General features: G+C 57.1%; 12 protein-coding genes. 7 read left to right on the forward strand and 5 right to left on the reverse strand.

Features of this window, described 5'->3' with window-relative positions:
- Positions 1-119 precede the first annotated feature (119 nt).
- On the reverse strand, positions 120-1631 hold the full coding sequence (locus tag OVA03_RS15650; protein WP_267525963.1) for a tryptophan halogenase family protein: 1512 nt from the start codon (positions 1629-1631) through the stop codon (positions 120-122).
- Between the two features lie 152 nt (positions 1632-1783).
- Between OVA03_RS15650 and OVA03_RS15655 the strand changes: the two genes are divergently transcribed.
- The 4 genes from OVA03_RS15655 to OVA03_RS15670 all read left to right on the forward strand — a co-directional run bounded on the left by OVA03_RS15655 (position 1784) and on the right by OVA03_RS15670 (position 6617).
- Positions 1784-2332, forward strand: coding sequence for a hypothetical protein (locus OVA03_RS15655; RefSeq protein WP_267525964.1), 549 nt, complete (start codon positions 1784-1786; stop codon positions 2330-2332).
- 24 nt (positions 2333-2356) lie between these two features.
- A complete protein-coding gene (locus OVA03_RS15660) occupies positions 2357-4648 on the forward strand; it encodes a S9 family peptidase (RefSeq protein ID WP_267525965.1) in 2292 nt (763 codons plus the stop codon).
- Positions 4649-4807: 159 nt separating this feature from the next.
- Complete coding sequence (locus OVA03_RS15665) at positions 4808-6139, forward strand: S41 family peptidase (protein WP_267525966.1); 1332 nt, start codon at positions 4808-4810, stop codon at positions 6137-6139.
- Positions 6132-6617: a MarR family winged helix-turn-helix transcriptional regulator gene (locus OVA03_RS15670; protein ID WP_267525967.1), complete on the forward strand. Its 486-nt coding sequence runs from the start codon at positions 6132-6134 to the stop codon at positions 6615-6617. Before OVA03_RS15665 ends, OVA03_RS15670 begins: the two co-directional genes overlap by 8 nt.
- A gap of 6 nt (positions 6618-6623) precedes the next feature.
- Here the strand turns inward: OVA03_RS15670 and OVA03_RS15675 are convergent, their stop codons facing one another.
- Complete coding sequence (locus OVA03_RS15675; protein WP_267525968.1) at positions 6624-8252, reverse strand: ABC-F family ATP-binding cassette domain-containing protein; 1629 nt, start codon at positions 8250-8252, stop codon at positions 6624-6626.
- Between the two features lie 182 nt (positions 8253-8434).
- On the opposite strand from OVA03_RS15675, the gene OVA03_RS15680 reads away from it, so the two are divergent.
- From OVA03_RS15680 to OVA03_RS15690, 3 genes are all read left to right on the forward strand, one after another.
- Entirely contained in the window at positions 8435-10432 is a 1998-nt protein-coding gene (locus OVA03_RS15680; protein WP_267525969.1) for a glycoside hydrolase family 97 protein, read from the forward strand.
- 240 nt (positions 10433-10672) lie between these two features.
- Positions 10673-13444, forward strand: a complete 2772-nt coding sequence (locus tag OVA03_RS15685) for a DUF5695 domain-containing protein (RefSeq protein WP_267525970.1) — start codon at positions 10673-10675, stop codon at positions 13442-13444.
- 147 nt (positions 13445-13591) lie between these two features.
- A complete protein-coding gene (locus OVA03_RS15690; protein WP_267525971.1) occupies positions 13592-14998 on the forward strand; it encodes an amino acid permease in 1407 nt (468 codons plus the stop codon).
- Between the two features lie 60 nt (positions 14999-15058).
- Here the strand turns inward: OVA03_RS15690 and OVA03_RS15695 are convergent, their stop codons facing one another.
- The 3 genes from OVA03_RS15695 to OVA03_RS15705 all read right to left on the reverse strand — a co-directional run bounded on the left by OVA03_RS15695 (position 15059) and on the right by OVA03_RS15705 (position 17699).
- Complete coding sequence (locus OVA03_RS15695) at positions 15059-15697, reverse strand: GntR family transcriptional regulator (RefSeq protein WP_267525972.1); 639 nt, start codon at positions 15695-15697, stop codon at positions 15059-15061.
- 175 nt (positions 15698-15872) lie between these two features.
- On the reverse strand, positions 15873-16529 hold the full coding sequence (locus tag OVA03_RS15700) for a GntR family transcriptional regulator (protein WP_267525973.1): 657 nt from the start codon (positions 16527-16529) through the stop codon (positions 15873-15875).
- A 150-nt stretch (positions 16530-16679) separates the two neighbouring features.
- Entirely contained in the window at positions 16680-17699 is a 1020-nt protein-coding gene (locus tag OVA03_RS15705; RefSeq protein ID WP_267525974.1) for a 4-hydroxyproline epimerase, read from the reverse strand.
- Positions 17700-17785 lie beyond the last annotated feature (86 nt).

The following is a 17785-nucleotide window of genomic DNA, read 5'->3' on the forward strand; positions in this document are numbered from 1 at the left end:
TCGAACTGTGATTACCTAAACGAACAGCCCGCCGGAAACGGCGGGCTGTTTTGTTTTGTGTGTTTGCAGACACTAAAAAACTGCCAGACAGGCTGGCGGTTTCCAAAGGTTATGGGGCCTTAGACCGCGACCAGTTGCGGGGAGGGGCAGGCCTTAGCCAGATAGGTTTCGTGCGGCGGCATCATGTCGGCTAAGCCCGCACTGCCTTCGCGGATACGCTGCATCCGCCAGCGGAATTCATCGTCCGGCATAATATCTGCGGCGGGGTTGTAGGATTTTGGGACCATGCCCTGACCGGCCAGAACGGCGAACCAACTGGCGTCCTTGAACAGTTCGGTGGGCGCAACCAGTGACTGATTATGTTCGGCAAAGGACTCCAGCCGGAATTTCAGGCTGTCGGGGATATCCATGTGCTTGCAGTAGGCCCAGAACGGCGTGTCTTCGCGTTCGGTCACCTTATAGTGAGCAATCAGGAAGTCCTTGACGTTATCATAGGCCGCCAACATGTCGCGGTTAAAGCAGGTCCGCTGAACGTCCGTGATCCGCTCTTTGGGGAAATATTTCAACAGCTTGGTAATCGCGTCCTGCACCAGCCAAATCGAGGTCGATTCCAGCGGCTCAAGGAACCCCGACGCCAAGCCCATGGCGATGACGTTTTTATTCCACATCTGCTTACGGTGGCCGGTGACAAATCGGATAACGCGCGGCTCGGCCTGAGCCTTGCCGTCCAGTCGTTGCAGGATCAGGTCGCTGGCCTTGTCCTCGCTCATATAAGCGTCGCAAAACACATAACCATTGCCGGTGCGATGCTGTAGCGGGATGCGCCACTGCCAGCCAGCTTCCTGCGCGGTCGAAGTGGTGTAAGGCGTGGCGGGCCCGACCTTATCGCACGGCACAGCGACGGCGCGGTTGCATGGCAGCCATTTTGACCAGTCCTCATAACCACTGTTGAGCGTTTGTTCGATTAGCAGACCCCGGAAACCGGAGCAGTCGATAAACAGGTCGCCGGTGATCACCTGACCATTGGCTAAGGTCACCGCGGTGATATCGCCGGTTTCGGGGTGTTGCGCGATCTTGGTGATCGTCCCTTCCTGACGCACGACGCCGTTTTTCTCGCAGTATCCGCGCAAGAATTTGGCGTATAATGAGGCATCGAAATGGAAGGCGTAGTTGACCTTCGGCGCCTGCGGGTTTATCTCGGCCATGCGTCCAAAGCGGCCTTTGCGGGCGGCCAGGGTCTGCGGGTTGAACAGGCCGAAATCGCCTGAGCCGCCGGCCTTATGGTAGCGCATCCAGAAGTGATTGAAGTTCAAACCGCCCATATCGACGCCGTAAACGCCGAACGGGTGGAAGTAGGAACTGCCGGGTTTTGACCAATTATCAAAGCGGATGCCGAGCTTAAACGTGCCATTGACCGCCTTCATGAAGTCGTTTTCATCGATCCCCAGCAGGGTGTTAAATTCCTGAATGGTAGGTATCGTCGCTTCGCCGACGCCGACCGTGCCGATTTCATCGGATTCAATGAGCGTGATCTGATAATTGCGTGTGCCCATGACGCGCGACAGGGCAGCCGCGGCCATCCATCCCGCGGTACCGCCGCCGACAATTACCAGCTTGCGAATATGGCTCATTATATCACCCACTTTTTGGCCCTATGTTTATGACCCTAGATCTGCGCTGACAATTGTCAATAGCGTGGTATATCGTATAAAATATTTGACTGTTCCGCAAAACTACTCAATATGTCTGACAATAGTTTTGGCTGGTATCGAGGGGAGCCGATATGTCGGTTAAGGTCACTGCGGTCATAATCGCCGCGTTTTCAATTATGGCGGGGGCGGCATTTGCGGAGACTGTGACGGTCAAGGTGCCGGGCACGACCATGCCGTGGAGTCTCAAGGCCAACAAGAATATTCCGTTTGGCCGCAATGATGGCACCAAGCCCATCGAGGTCAAGGGCGGCGATATCGTTGCCGGTAAAGAGCTGATGATTACCGCAACCGGCGCGACCTCGACCATTCCGGGCGGACCGACCTTTGGGCCGGCGGGGCAGGAGTCGTTCATAGCCACCGATCAGGTCGGCGGGTCGGGCTCGATCTTTCCGGCGCGGTTTATCGACCCGGCCATGTATCCGGTGCATCTCAACGAACTGATTGGCGTGTTTGTCGACGATAAGGGCGCCCTGGTCGCCCGTCCGTTTGCGGTCGGCGACGCGTTTCAGGTCATCGTGCCGCCAAATGCCAAAAAGCTTCAGTTCGGTCTCAATGACGATATCTTCGCCGACAATGCCGGTGAATTGACGGTTGTGGTCAGCGCCGTCGCGGCGCAATAATTCTTCTTTTCAATGAGTATGTTCGTGACATTCAAATCCTCCCTTCTGGCCTCATCGGTCATGGCCGCCGCGCTTATGGCTACCTGTCTTATGACGACACCGCTGGCTTATGCGCAGGCCCCCACGCCAGCCACGCAACGCGCAGACCGTTTCAAGGCGGCGGACGCCTATATGTACGCCAACTTGTCGGCGCTGGTAACCGATCTGAATATGCCAGCGTCGTTTACGGGCGGCGGCAACGGCGTGATCTATCGCAAGGGCCCAAAAGGGCAGGGCCGGCTCATCCTGGCCGATCCGGCCAAGGGTACGCAGACCGAACTGACGACCGAGGCGGCGCTCACGCCCAAGCTCAAAGCCGCGGGCCTCAAGGCGGACGGCGTCATCGATGTCCGCCCGCTGGATTATGACGCGGATAAAAATGTGCTTAAGCTGTCGGCGGGTGGCCGCGAGTGGAGCTATGAGATCGCGACCGGAAACCTTACGGCCAATGCGCCGTTCGTTATGCCGGATGGGGCGGTGTCACCTGACGGCAAGTATAAGGTCATTGGGCGTGACTGTAACCTCTATCTGGTTGAGGTCGCCACCAATCGCGAAACGCCGCTGACCTTTGATGGTGGGTATGATCAGCGTTACGGCCAGAACTATCCGCAGTTTGGCGATATGGCCGATGCCAATTCCGAAACCCCGAAAATGCGCCTGAGCGTGCAGTGGTCGCCAGATTCGCAAAAGATACTGACCTACCGGCTGGATCGCAACGGGGCCTATATCTGGACCGGCGTGCAACAGGCGCCGCAGGGCAGCCATTTCCCGCGTTCGTTTGAGTATGTCTATCCGACCGCCGGGGCGCCCAATCTGCCGCTGGTCAAGCCGGTCCTGATCGACCTTAAGGGCAAGGCGACTTATCTGGACGTCCCCGCGACCGAACTGCTGTGGCCCGGCGATCCGGCGGTTTACTGGTCGGACGATAAGGTTATCTATGAGTGGTCAAAGCGCGGCTACGGCGAAATCGTGTTGTTTGAGGTCGATCCAGCCACGGCCAAGGGCGTGGTGCGGGTACGTGAAGCGCTCAAACCCATCGTGACCGTGACCTCCAGCGGTATCCGCCACGCGCCGGAATGGGGCGGCAATTTCGTCATTTCCGAACGCAGCGGCTGGGCACAGTTATACTTCATCAAGACCGGCGAAAATCCTGATGGCGGCAAGGCTCTGACGAGCGGCGACTGGGAAGTCACCGGCATTGAACGGATCGACAAAGACGATGTGATCATCGCCGGTATCGGCCGCGAAAAGGGCGTCAACCCGTATGCATCGTCGCTGTACCGCGTCACCAAAGGCGGTAAGATCACCCACCTGACGCCGGAGCCGCTGGATCACAACACGACGATTTCACCGGATGGCAAGTGGATCATCGACCGCATGTCGTCACCGACCGATCCGACGCGTACCGTGCTGCGGGACGCCAGGGATGGCCGGATCGTGTCTGAGCTTGGGGTCGCCGATATATCGGCCTTGTTGGCCACCGGCTTTACCCCGCCGGAGCCGTTTGAGACCCTGGCCGATGACGGTAAGACCAAGCTGTACGGTATGATCCACCGCCCGAAGAATTTTGATCCGTCAAAGTCCTATCCGGTGATTGAAAACGTCTATACCGGGCCTACGACCCACCGTTTCACTGAGGATTACGCCGGCAATATCGTCAATGGTCTGAACGCCATGGCGCAACTGGGGGCGATCGTGGTCACGGTTGACGGGCGCGGCACCTCCCAGCGCGGTAAGGCGTTCCGGTCGTCGGCCTATCAGAATCTGGGCGAAGTCGGCCTTGACGACCACATCTGGGTGCTTAAGGCCATGAAGGCGAAATATCCGTATTTTGACCTTGACCGTGTCGGCGTCTACGGCGGCTCGGCCGGGGGCTATGATACGGCGCGCTTTGTGTTGCGCCGGCCGGATTTCTATAAGGTCGGGGTGGCCTCATCGGGCAACCATGATCAGCGCATCGATAAGGCCTGGTGGCCGGAAGTGACGATGGGCATTGCCGATGACGCGACCTGGGAAGCCAATTCCAATATTCCGGTCGCCAAAAACCTTAAGGGTAAGCTGATGCTGATCCACGGCGACATTGATGACAATGTGCCGATTGCCGCGACCATGAAGCTGTCCAAGGCCCTGATTGATGCCGGTAAGGATCATGAACTGGTCATCCTGCCCAACACCAAGCACAATGTCAGCCAGCCCTATTACTTCCAGAAAATGTTCGGGTTCTTTTACGATAACCTGATCGAACCCAGAGCCGACGACCCCATCGTTCAAAAATAACAAAACCCCCTCCCGAAGCCTTCGGGAGGGGGTTTTAGTATCGGCTAACCGCAAAATTCAGATCGATGCGCACGGCTAACAAAAATCTGGTGCGATAATTATTACAATATATTGCGCAATATGTTGTATAAAAATATTGCCACTCTGGAGAAGCACCAAATGCGCGCTCGACTATCACGGGTTTCGATAATCCCGGTACTATCGTTTTTTTTAGCGACCGGCGCGTTTGCCGATAGTCCGGCCATCTCGCAGGACGAAAAGACAGCGATCGTCGCATCGCTTAACAGCACCTTAAATGCGAACTATGCGTTTCCAGACATGGCCCAAAAAATTGCGCCAGCGCTTCAGAATCAACTGAAAATGGGAGCCTACGATTCAGCCGCCACGAAGGATGAGTTTGCGCACAAGCTGACGGATGATCTCGTTAAACTCAGCGGTGACCTGCACTTCTTCGTAGGCGTCGATGCCAAGTGGGTAGCCGAATATCGGGCGACGGCTGACCCGGCGCTTAAGGCCAAAATACGTGCAGAAGAACGGGCCAGGCTTGAGGAAACCAATTTCGGATTTGACGAGGTTCGCCGTCTGGATGGTAATATCGGGTACATCCGGTTCAGCTATTTTGCCGATCCCGAACTTGCGTATGATACCGCCGCATCTGTGATGCGCTTCGTTGAGAACAGCGATGCCATAATCATCGATCTTCGTTATAATAATGGCGGCCACCTTGAAATGGCACAATTTCTGGCAAGCTATTTCTTCCCCGCGGACAAAGACCAGCTTCTCTTCGACTATTATTACAATGAAGACGGCAAGCGGATCGAACGCGGGCAATGGGTGCTGCCGGGGCTGCCGGGGAAGCGTATGGTGGATAAGCCGGTCTATATTCTGACGGGCTCCACCTCGTTCTCAGCGGCTGAATGGTTTTCTTACACGATGAAAAAGCTTGGGCGGGCGACCCTGATCGGGGAGCTGACCGCGGGCGGGGCGCATCCGGTTGCCAGTAAACCGGTCAATGACGATTTCTTTGTGCAGGTGCCGATCGGTCAGATACGCGATCCGGTAGATCATGGTGATTTTGAAGGCATCGGGGTGAAGCCCGACATTGAAAGCCCCTCGATTCAAGCCCTTCCGTTCGCGCATAAGCTGGCGCTTGAAAATCTGTCGAGGGCCGATAGCGCTAGTCGAGAGGCATATGTCTGGCAGTTGCCGGTATTAATGGCAAAGATTCAGCGTCCCGATGTCGATACCGGCATGTTGCAAAAAGCCGTCGGGTCATACGACGGGCGCAAAATAGTTCTGGAGAACGGTACGCTATACTATATCTGGCGAGACCGTTTCCGCGTGGCGCTGGAGCCGATCGGTGGGAATGTGTTCGCGGTAGAAGGTGTGTCGGATTTCAGATATCGGTTAAATACGCAGCGCGGAAAAGTGACGTCGCTGGAGCGTGTGAACAAAGACGGCACCATTCAGGTCTATAAACGCCATGACTGAGCGAAAAAATAATCCGGCCGCGATTGATGACATCGTCTTTCTCGGCCGCGCTCTGGAGCGATTAAGTGTTCTGATTGATGAGCAATCGAAAGCCGTCTTCGATGATATGGGGATTGTCATCCCGGTGCATTCCTGCTCACTGATGGTCATTTTGGCACACCTCGGCGCGGCCTCAGCATCGGATCTGGCAAAAGAGCTTGGGCGTTCGCATCAGTTGGTCATGCAAAAAATACCCAAGCTTGTCAGTCTGGGCCTGATACACCATCAAAAGGATGACGAGGACGCGCGTCGGCGGGTCTTTCACCTTACGGATAAAGGCGTAGAGCAGCTTGCAAAGTTTGAGCAATGCAGGGCGCGCCTTCACATAGTCTATGAAGGGCTTTTTGCAGAGGCAGGAGACGTCAAGACGCTGGTCGATCAAATGGCCGATGCGCTCAGTGTGAGGCCGTTGGGCGCGCGCATAAATCCAGACGGCTGAATGCGGCTACCCGCCCGGATGAAGGCCGGGGGCTTCCTGGCCGGTGCGGGCGACATATTCGCTGTAGCCGCCGCCGTACTGGTGAATGCCGTCGGGGGTGAGTTCCAGCACCCGGTTCGACAGTGCCCCCAGAAAATGGCGGTCGTGGGACACAAACAACATAGTCCCCTCGAAATCAGCAAGCGCCGCCACCAGCATTTCCTTGGTCGCCATATCGAGGTGGTTGGTCGGCTCATCCAGCACCAGCAGATTGGGCGGATCGAACAGCATCTTGGCCATGACCAGACGCGCCTTTTCGCCGCCGGACAGCACACGGCACGGCTTTTCGACATCATCGCCGGAGAAGCCGAAACACCCCGCCAGCGTGCGCAAAGCCCCTTGGCCCGCCTGCGGGAACGAGCCTTCCAGTGACTCGAAAATCGTCTCTTCGCCGTCCAGCAGGTCCATAGAATGCTGGGCGAAATAGCCCATTTTGACGCTGGCGCCGATGGTCACGCTGCCCTCATCAGGTGTCGTATCGCCGGCCACCAGCTTAAGCAGGGTGGATTTGCCGGCACCATTAGCCCCCAGCACGGCCCAGCGTTCTTTGCGGCGGACTTTGAAATCGAGCCCGGCATAGATCGACTGACTGCCATAGCGCTTATGGACATCGCGCAGGTTCAGGACATCATCGCCCGACCGCGGGGGACTGCGGAAATCAAACTGAACAGTCTGCCGACGCCGGGGAGCTTCGACCCGTTCGATCTTGTCGAGTTTCTTGACCCGGCTCTGGACCTGCGCGGCGTGGGAGGCCCGCGCCTTGAATCGCTCGATAAACTTGATTTCCTTGGCCAGCATGGCCTGCTGGCGTTCATACTGCGCCTGCCGCTGCGCTTCGGTGAGGGCGCGTTGCTGGTCATAAAAGTCGAGATCGCCCGAATAGGTGATGAGCGAGCCGCCATCGATCTCCACCACCTTATTGATGATGCGGTTCATGAAGGCGCGGTCGTGCGAGGTCATCAACAGCGCGCCGTCGTAGTTTTTAAGGAAAGCCTCCAGCCAGATCAGGCTTTCGAGGTCAAGGTGGTTGGAGGGTTCGTCCAGCAACATCCCATCGGGCCGCATCAACAGGATGCGGGCCAGCGCCACCCGCATCTTCCAGCCGCCAGACAGAAGTCCGACATCGCCGTCCATGCGTTCCTGACTGAAACTCAGGCCCGCCAGAACTTCACGCGCCTTCGCCTCAACGGAATAACCGTCCAGTTCTTCAAAGCGGGCCTGTACCTCACCATAGCGCTCAATGATGGCGTCAAACGCGTCAGCCTGATCCGGGTCGGCCATGGCGGCTTCTAGCTGCGCCATTTCGGTGGCCAGCGCGCTGACCGGGCCGACGCCATCCATCACGGCGGCCACCGCGCTCTGGCCGGACATTTCGCCCACGTCCTGACTGAAATAGCCGATCTTCATGCCGGTATCGATGGCGACCTGACCGTCGTCGGGCTGTTCCTGATCGGTGATCATGCGGAACAGCGTCGATTTACCCGCACCGTTCGGCCCGACCAGCCCGACCTTTTCGCCCTTCTGGAGGCCCATAGACGCATCGATGAACAGGATCTGGTGGCCGTTTTGCTTACTGATATTATCGAGGCGGATCATGCGGACTAACTATGTAATTGGGTGTTGAGACGCCTCTACAATGGCGCGCCGGTTTAGGGAAGGGTAAGTTTGGCTGAGGGAAATATGTCCGGCACGCGCCATCCGTGCCAATAGGCCTTTACAGACGATTATCGTATACAGTATTCATATTTTGAATTGTCTGTTTATTGAAAAGGCGGCCCATGCTTCGCTCGATTTTACCGCTGATGCTGATGACCGTGGCGGTAGCAGTGTCTGCCGAAACCTACACCGCCGCTTCGCCGGACGGTCAGGTGGTGGTGACGCTCGATAAATCAGGGGCTGACCTGCCGACATGGCGTGTCGCTTACAAAGGCCAGCCGGTGATAGCTCCTTCGGCGACGGGCCTGCGCACCGATGTGGCGGGCTTTGGGCTTAAGGGGTTCAAGCCGCCGGTCGTGACCAACCGCACGGTCAATGAGACCTACAACATCGTGGTGGGTAAGGCCAAATCCGCCCCCGATCATTTTAACGAAACCACCCTGACTTTTGAAGAGGTGGAGGGCGGTCGTAAGATGGCGATCGTGGTGCGCGCCTATGATAACGGGGCAGCGGTGCGCTATGTTTTGCCTAATCAGCCGGGCTTTGAAAGCTTTGGGATATTGGGCGAAAAGACCGAGTTTGCTTTCCCAAAGGATTATGACTGCTGGGGGCTGAACCTCGGCAAATTCCACAATGCCCACGAAGGCGAATTCGATGCGGTCAAGGCGTCCCTGATCCGCGATCATTACCTGCTCGATTCGCCGCTGGTCTGTAAGACCGGAACCGGAGAGACCGCGTTTGCTTTGGCGGAATCGGACGTGAAGCACTATCCGGCGGCCTTTTATAACCGTAAAGGCGACAATGGCTTAGGCGTCGCGGTCAAGCTGCCCCCGCGTCTGGATAGCGACTCGCTCAAGCCTTATGTCACCAAAATCACCCAGACGGGGCCTGAGTTCAAAACCCCGTGGCGGGTGGTCATGATCGGCGACAGCGCGCGCGCCTTGGTCGAATCCAACCTGATCGCCACGCTGGGGGAGCCGTCTAAGATTGCCGACACAGGCTGGATCAAGGGTGGCAAGAGCGCCTGGGACTGGTGGAACGGCTTTAATGCGCCGGTCAAAAACCCCGGCATCAATACGGAAACCTATCTGGCCTATATCGACTTCGCCAAAGAGATGGGGCTGGACTACATGCTGATCGACGAAGGCTGGTCGGTTGGATCATCAACGCGCCCTAAGCCCGGATCGGACGTCACTAAGGCCATTCCGGCGCTCGATATGCCTAAAATCCTCAAATATGCCAAAGACCGCAACGTCAAGGTCATGCTGTGGCTGCAATGGCAGCAACTGGACTGGCAGATGGATGAAGCGCTGGCAACCTATGAACAATGGGGCATTGTCGGCATCAAGATCGACTTCATGGACCGCTCCGATCAGGACATGGTCGATTATTATCATAAGGTGCTGTCCAAGGCTGCCAAGCACAAGCTGCTGGTCGATCTGCATGGGGCCTATGCGCCGAACGGACTGGTGCGCACCTATCCCAACTACATCACGCAGGAAGGCGTGCTGGGGGCGGAATACAATAAATGGACGACGCGGATCACCGCCACCCACAATGTCACCTTGCCCTATACCCGCATGATTCTGGGGCCTATCGACTATACGCCGGGCGGGTTCGCGCACCGCACGCCGGAGACGTTTGAGATCCAGATTGACCGTCCGATGACCATGACCACCCGCGGTCAGGCGGTGGCCATGTATGTGGTTTACGATAGCCCCCTGACCATGCTGTCCGATGCGCCACAAGCCTACAAAAAGGCTGATGGCCAATGGGAAGACGGCGTTGATTTTATCAAATCCGTGCCGGTGACATGGGATGAAACCCGTGTGCTGCAAGGCGATATCGGTCAGTTCATCGTCACCGCCCGCCGTAAGGGCGATGTCTGGTACATCGGGGCCATGACCAATGAGCAGGGCCGCACCATCACCCTGCCGCTATCGTTCTTGAAGGGCGGCAATTATGATGCCCGTCTGTGGCAGGACGGGGCCACCGTTTCCAGCCTTATCACCACGTCGCAAAAAACCACCGCATCGGACAGCCTGACCCTGACGCTGGCACCCTCCGGTGGGGCAGTGGCCGTCATCACGCCAAAGGATAAGGTGAAAAAAACCAAGTGATAACGCTGTCGTTATGATAATCGTATAATTTATATTTGACGCTCTTGTCATATGGTGGTTACTATCGAACCTAGTCGCTTGCGACTGTTGTAGATTTGTTTTGCGTATCCTCACACCGGCACTGAAATCTCTGGTCCTCCCTGGTGCAGAGCATTTTGTCGGCAACTTTAGGCGTCTGCCGTGGAAGGACTGCGGCAGACGTTCTTTTCGTCCTAAATACCCATTCGGAGACTGACCCTAATGACCCGCATCCCCGCCCCGCATTTAACGAGACGGACGAGCCTGATTTCATTAGCGGCCGCCGCGACGGCTGGCCCATCGCTGGCCCAAAGCGCGCCCCATGCCCAAGGAAATTCATGGAACAGCCCGGATGCGAAGACCACGATCTTTGAAACACCAGATTTTCTGATTTCACTACAAGATACCTCTCAGACCCTCGTGTCGCTGGCGCCCAAGGGTGTCGCCGGTGGGTTTGATTTCGCCCCGTCGGGCAAGTTCACGCAGCGTCTGGCCGACGGTTGCTATCGTCTGGGCGACCTTGATCTGCGCGTGCGCTCAGAAGGCGATACGGCCTGGAGCGATCATTCGACCGCCTTTAAACGCACTAAGGTTAAGGCCTTGCCTAAGCCAAAAGGCGCGCTGGCCTCCGCTGATATTACGCCGTCGCTCGGTGGTGTGCCGCTTAAGGTCGTGCGGACATGGGCCGTGGTCGGTGGCAAGCTGGTCTTACGTTTTACCCTGTCGAACCTTACCACAAAGAGCGTTGAGGTCGGCGGCTTAGGAATTGCGATGGTGTTTGATAACATCATCACGGGCCGTCATCTGGATGAGGCCCATGATGTGGCGTCGTTCTACGACCCCTATGTCGGCCTCAATGCCGGTTATTTGCAGGTCAATCGTCTGAACGGGCAGGGGCCGTCGCTGCTGGTGCTGCCGGAAACCGATACGGCCAAGTTCGAGCTTTATAAGCCCATCCTCAATGAGGTTGATGCCGATAAGAAGCTGAAAATCTACAACGACGCCGAACGTCGCAACATGACGTTTGAAGGCTTCTATAGCTGGATGACTAACGCCAAGGGCTTTGCCGACACCGAATGGAAGGGGATCGAGCAATGGAACACGCCGACCTCGCTGTTTATCAAGCCCGGTCAATCGACCACGGTGGCCGTCAAGTTTGTGCTGTCGCCGACCATCCGTGAGATCGAGCCGACCCTGATCAAGCATAACCGTCCGGTGGCCGTGGGCCTGCCGGGCTATGTGGTGCCGACCGATCTGCCCGCCGATCTGTTTATCCATGCGCCTAAGCCGGTGAAATCTCTGGCCGTTCATACAGCGGGTGCGCTTGAGGTCTCATCGGCCAGCACCGTCAAGGGGGGCTGGGTCAAATATAGCATCACCGGTAAGATTCTGGGCCGTGCGCGGCTGGATGTGACCTATGCTGACGGCACCATTCAAACCGTCCACTATAAGGTCACGAAACCGCAAGCCGAAGCCGTGGCCGATATGGGCCACTTCCTGACCACCAAGCAGTGGTATGAGAACCCCAACGATCCGTTCAAGCGTTCGCCGTCGATCATGATCTATGACCGCGACAAGAACGAGATCGTGCTTCAGGATAACCGCATCTGGATTTCCGGCCTGTCGGACGAAGGCGGCGCTGGCGCGTGGCTGGCGGCGATCATGAAGCAGCTTGATAACCCTAAAAAGGAAGAGGTCGCCAAGTTCGAGCGCTTCGCCAACACCACCCTGTGGGGCCAGATCCAGACTCCTGACGGCCCCGATAAGTACGGCGTGCGCAAGTCGGTGATGTTCTATGATCCCGAAGGCATGCCCGCGGGCACCTATGATCCGTCGATCAACTGGAAAGTCTGGTCGGCATGGGATCGCAAAGGTGCCGCTGACCTTGGCCGTTCCTACAACTATCCGCACCCGGCGGCGGCGTGGTGGACGCTGTACCGCCTCGGCCGTTATCATGACAGCATGACGGCGGGCGAGAGCTGGCAGACCTATCTGACGCGGGCGGCGGAAACCACCAAGGCCATGATGTCTAAAGCGCCGTACTATACCCAGTTCGGCCAGATGGAAGGCGATGTCTTCCTCTATATCCTGCTTGATCTCAAGCGCGAGAATATGACCGAACTGGCCGCTGAGGTCGAAGCGCTGATGAAAAAGCGCGTCGAAATCTGGCAAAAGCTCAAATATCCGTTCGGCTCGGAAATGCCGTGGGATTCGACCGGTCAGGCCGAAGTCTATATGTGGATGCGCTATTTCGGCCATCAGGATAAGGCCGATGTCACCCGCGAAGTGATCATGGCCTATGACCCGGCCATTCCGCACTGGGGCTATAATGGCTCGGCGCGCCGGTTCTGGGACTTCCTCTATGCCGGGAAGCAGTCGCGTATCGAGCGTCAGCTTCACCACTATGGCTCATCGCTTAATGCGGTGCCGCTGTTTGATGCCTTCCGTGAAACGCCGGATGATCTCTACATGCTGCGGGTCGCTTACGGCGGCCTGATGGGGTCGCTGACCAATATCGACACCGAAGGCTTTGCCTCGGCAGCGTTTCACTCTTTCCCCGACGCCATGAAGTGGGATGCCATCAACGGCGACTACGGCATGAGCTTCTTTGGCCATGCCGTGACGACGGCATCTTACCTCGTCAACCATCCGACCTTTGGCTGGACCGGCTTTGGCGGTGTGGTCACGCACTCAGGTTCGATGGTGACGATCGCCCCGAAAGACAGCGGTCGCCGTCGGGTGTTCATCGCCCCTGCCGGTCTGTGGATCACGCTCGATGCCGGTAAAATCGCGTCGGTCGCCTTTGACACCGCCACGGGCAAGGTCAGCGTCACATTTGAAGCCGCCGATCAATATACGCCCAAGGCCTATGTCAATCTTGAGACAACGGTCAAGGGTGCTAAGGCCTACAGCCTGTCAGCGCCAAAGGAGCTTGGTGCCTACACTGTCAAGCTAGGCTCAGGCCCAACCACGGTGGAACTTGTTCCCGCATAATTTCATCAGGCCATGTCGCGCAAATGCGGCATGGCCTTTTTTCGCAACAGAGTGACAGGTTGCATTTGCAACAAATTGGTGACGATATGTTGACAGTGTCGGGTTTCGTCACCCTAATTCGGTAAATGGTAGTTTAAGGGGATTCCAATGGGATTATTTGGTCCAATCAAGCCTTTGCATAGGGCAGAGGAGGATGGCAAGGCGCTGGCTAAGACGCTGAGTTGGCCGCATCTGATGGCGCTCGGTATCGGCGGCATTATCGGCACCGGCATCTATACGCTGACCGGCGTGGGCGCAGGGCTGGCCGGGCCGGGGGTAATCGTATCGTTTGCGCTGTGTGGTCTGGTCTGTGCTTGTGCAGCGCTTTGCTATACCGAAATGTCAACTCTTATCCCGACCGCGGGTTCGGCCTATACCTATACCTATTCGGCCATCGGTGAGATGGCGGCGTGGGTGGTCGGCTGGGCGCTGATCCTTGAATATTCGCTGGCCTGTTCGACCGTGGCCGTTGGCTGGTCAGCCCACCTGGTCGGCTGGTTGCAGGAAGGGATCGGTTTGCAGTTACCGGCCATGCTCCTGAGCGGGCCCTATGCCGGTGGTCTGGTTAATCTGCCCGCCGTCTTTGTGGCCTTGTCGGTCATGGGACTGCTGCTGCTCGGCACGCGCGAAAGTGCGACCGTCAATATCGTTCTGGTCATCATTAAGATCGTCGCTCTGGGGGCGTTTATCGTGCTCGGCCTGCCCGCCATTCAGGCGGGTAACTATGATCCGTTCATGCCGTTTGGCTTTCTGGCTCACGAAGTCGGGGCCGAAAAGTTCGGCGTCATGGCGGCGGCGGCCATCGTCTTCTTTGCCTTCTTTGGTTTCGATGCCGTCTCGACCTCAGCCGAAGAAGCCAAGAACCCCGGTCGTGACCTGACCATCGGTATTCTGGGCTCAATGGGGGTTTCGACCTTTATCTACATGCTGGTGGCCGCGGTGGCGATCGGTGCTGTCAACTTCAACGAAATCGCCGGATCGGGTGAGCCTTTGCCGCACGTTCTGCGCACCCTGGGCTATCCGCTGATTGCGTCTCTGGTTGGGGGTGCCGCTATTGTCGCTCTGCCATCGGTTATTCTGGTGATGATGTACGGCCAAAGCCGCATCTTCTTCGTCATGGCCCGTGATGGCCTGCTGCCCAAGGCGGTGGCTAAGGTCAATGCCAAGGGATCTCCGGCCCTGATCACCCTGCTGACCGGTATTTTCGTGGCCATCTTTGCGGGCTTTGTGCCGCTGAAGAAGATCGCAGAACTGTCCAATGCCGGGACACTGATTGCCTTCGTGGCCGTGGCCCTGTCGATGATCATCCTGCGTAAGAAAATGCCGGACGCGCCCCGAACCTTTAAGGTGCCATTCTACTGGGTGGTCGGGTTGTTCGCGATTGGCGGCTGCATATTCATCTTCTCCAGCCTGCCGGTAGAGAGCCAGTTGTTCACTCTGATCTGGATGGTGATCGGTCTGGCGGTCTACTTCTCCTATGGCAAGTGGAACAGCCGTCTGCGCAAAGGTACTTAAGCGAACAAGGGCGTCTAAGCGAAACGTAAAAGGCCCCGGTTTCCGGGGCCTTTTTTATGATCAGTAGTGCGCTTTGAGTTCCTCAAACGTCGCATTGATGTGGTCATAGACCAGCCTTGCCACCTCATCGCCCTTACCCGACATCCAGGCGTCATACATCACCAGATGTTCCTGATGGGCGCGGTCTTCGCTGCCCGCCGCCACTAGATGCTCGCAAACATTGCGTTCTGAGATCAGGTGCAGGCGTTCGATAAAGTTGATGGTCACGGGCTTGCGCACCGGCTGGATCAGCGACAGGTGGAACAGGCGGTTGCAGCGACCGACATCACCCCGGTCGGATTCGGCGGCATGTTGCAGCCCGTTGAGGGCGGCGGTCACTGCCAGCCGGTCTTCGGGGGTGGCGCGCATGGCGGCTAAGGCTGCGGCCTGCGGTTCCATGGTCAGGCGCAGGCCATAGGCGTCTTCGGCTTCTTCGAGGGATAGCGGCGAAACAAAGAAGCCGCGATTGGCCTCCAGCACCACCAAGCCCTCGTTCTGGAGCCGGATTAGCGCTTCACGCACAGGGATCTTGCTGACCCCCAGTTCCGCCGCGATGGCCTCCTGACGTATGGCGTCATGCGGACTCAAAGTACCCGACACCAGCCGGTCGCGTAAAAGCTTATAGACCTGTTCGGAAACGGTCTGGACATGTATTCCCATGATAGCACCACTGAATGATTACCAGCGCTTCCGGGGGCGTGCTTCCTGATGGATTGTTATATCTTATACAATCCATATATCCGAGATGTGGTGATTTTACGACGGATGACTATAAAAATGCCTACACATATTGTTTCGTTTGGATCAATAAAGACGGCAGTTCTTCTCGCTGGGATCAACCGGCCTTTTCGGCCTCGAACTGCTTACGCAGATCATCAAGGGTCGAGGCAATGTGGTCATACATGACGGCGGCGACTTCATCGCCCTTACCGGCCGACCAAAGCTCCAGCATAGCGCTATGTTCCTGATGAGCACGGTCACCGCGACCGGCCGGTTCCAGGTGCTTACCCACATAACGCTCAGAAATGATATTCAGGCGTTCTACAATCTGAATGGTTACCTGACGCTTTGACGGGCGGACCAGCGACATGTGAAAGGCGCGGTTAAGTCGGCCAACCTGAGTTTTATCGGTGATCGCGGCCTGATCAAGGGCGTCGAGGGCATCGCGTGCCGCCTTGCGGTCGGCATCGGTCGCCATCTTTGAGGCCAGACCTACGGCTTCGGGTTCGATCTTGAGGCGCAGGGCGTAGACTTCATCGACTTCATCGGCATTGAGCGGGCGGACAAAAAAGCCGCGATTGGCCTGAGACAGCAGCAGGCCGTCCTGTTCCAGACGTGCCAGAGCTTCGCGCAACGGGATTTTGCTGACGCCCAGTTCCGCCGCCAAGGCGTCCTGTCGGATGGCAACATCAACCGGGAACTTACCTGAGATGATGCGGTCACGCACCAGGGAGAATATTTGCTCTGAGAGCGTCTGAACCACAATGGCCATCTATCAAATCCATTAAAACCGAATAATCGGCGTTCCCCTGCGGCCTTTAATTCCGTAAGAATTCCGGCACTTTTACTTATAAAGTATACCAGTATTTCATTAAATTGTTACGAAAGGCAAGGGGGGATTTGTGCTTATCTGTTAGCGCTATCAAACGACCTGAAAGCCTTGCCAGAACGGGTCTTCGCGGTCAATCCAGATGGTGTTGAAACCGGTCGAAATGGCCGAGCCTTCGATGGACGGAATAATGGCGGCCACACCGTTCAGGTCGACCTCTTCGGTCACCACGCCGGAAAAGCGGCTGGTGATATAGCTTTGATGTATAAAGGCTTCTCCGACTTTCAGCTTGCCCTTGGCGTGCAGGTGCGCCAGACGGGCCGAAGTGCCGGTGCCGCACGGTGAGCGATCAATGGCGCGCTCACCATAGAATACCGCATTGCGACCGTGGGCCGGGTTGGGTTCACCTTCGGCGTTCTTTGGCTTGTCGGCCCACAGGACATGGCTGACGCCGCGAATAGTCGAATCAAGCGGATGAACCGGCTCATAGACTTCCCGAACGAGGGTGCGGATCGTGCGCGACAGCTCGATGATTCGCGCCGCCCCCAGATCATCAAGGCCGGTATAGGGGCCGTCGGTGGTGGGCTCAATGATAGCGTAATAGTTGCCGCCGTAAGACACATCCAGCGTCAGCTGACCGAACTCCGGCACATCGATCTCGATGCCGGTCCTGGCCAGATAGGCCGGGACATTGGTGATTTTGACCGCCGTGACCTTTGGGCCTTCGGTCTTATAATCGATATTGATGATGCCGGCGGGAACTTCGAGCTTAAGCTTGCCCGGTGTGCGCGGGGTGATCAGGCCGTTTTCGAGCGCAAAGGTCACCATGCCGATGGTGCCATGGCCGCACATGGGCAGGCAGCCGGAGGTTTCGATAAACAGGATACCGGCGTCGGTGTCTTCGCGGGTCGGCGGATACAGGAACCCGCCCGACATCATGTCGTGACCGCGCGGTTCATAGCACAGGCCGGTTCTGATCCAGTCAAAGCGGTTCATGAAGTCCTGCCGCCGCTCGGATATATTGCTGCCCGCGAGTAGCGGCGCGCCACCCGCAACTAAGCGTACCGGATTACCGGCGGTATGACCATCGATGCAGAAGAAGGTATGACGCATGGGGCACCTCATAAAAAAGTTTCCCGATAAGATCGGGAATACTTTTTCATGTAAATCAATATCGACACATTCAGCCTCGGGGCGGC

The sequence above is a fragment of the Asticcacaulis sp. SL142 genome (genome assembly GCF_026625745.1).
Taxonomy (GTDB): Bacteria; Pseudomonadota; Alphaproteobacteria; order Caulobacterales; family Caulobacteraceae; genus Asticcacaulis.

Bases quoted from the DNA above. Each gene is read 5' to 3' on its own strand.
- OVA03_RS15705 (WP_267525974.1), bottom strand. From the start codon at position 17,699: ATGCGTCATACCTTCTTCTGCATCGATGGTCATACCGCCGGTAATCCG.
- OVA03_RS15695 (WP_267525972.1), bottom strand. From the start codon at position 15,697: ATGGGAATACATGTCCAGACCGTTTCCGAACAGGTCTATAAGCTTTTA.
- OVA03_RS15680 (WP_267525969.1), top strand. From the start codon at position 8,435: ATGCTTCGCTCGATTTTACCGCTGATGCTGATGACCGTGGCGGTAGCA.
- OVA03_RS15700 (WP_267525973.1), bottom strand. From the start codon at position 16,529: ATGGCCATTGTGGTTCAGACGCTCTCAGAGCAAATATTCTCCCTGGTG.
- OVA03_RS15685 (WP_267525970.1), top strand. From the start codon at position 10,673: ATGACCCGCATCCCCGCCCCGCATTTAACGAGACGGACGAGCCTGATT.
- OVA03_RS15675 (WP_267525968.1), bottom strand. From the start codon at position 8,252: ATGATCCGCCTCGATAATATCAGTAAGCAAAACGGCCACCAGATCCTG.
- OVA03_RS15690 (WP_267525971.1), top strand. From the start codon at position 13,592: ATGGGATTATTTGGTCCAATCAAGCCTTTGCATAGGGCAGAGGAGGAT.
- OVA03_RS15650 (WP_267525963.1), bottom strand. From the start codon at position 1,631: ATGAGCCATATTCGCAAGCTGGTAATTGTCGGCGGCGGTACCGCGGGA.
- OVA03_RS15665 (WP_267525966.1), top strand. From the start codon at position 4,808: ATGCGCGCTCGACTATCACGGGTTTCGATAATCCCGGTACTATCGTTT.
- OVA03_RS15670 (WP_267525967.1), top strand. From the start codon at position 6,132: ATGACTGAGCGAAAAAATAATCCGGCCGCGATTGATGACATCGTCTTT.
- OVA03_RS15655 (WP_267525964.1), top strand. From the start codon at position 1,784: ATGTCGGTTAAGGTCACTGCGGTCATAATCGCCGCGTTTTCAATTATG.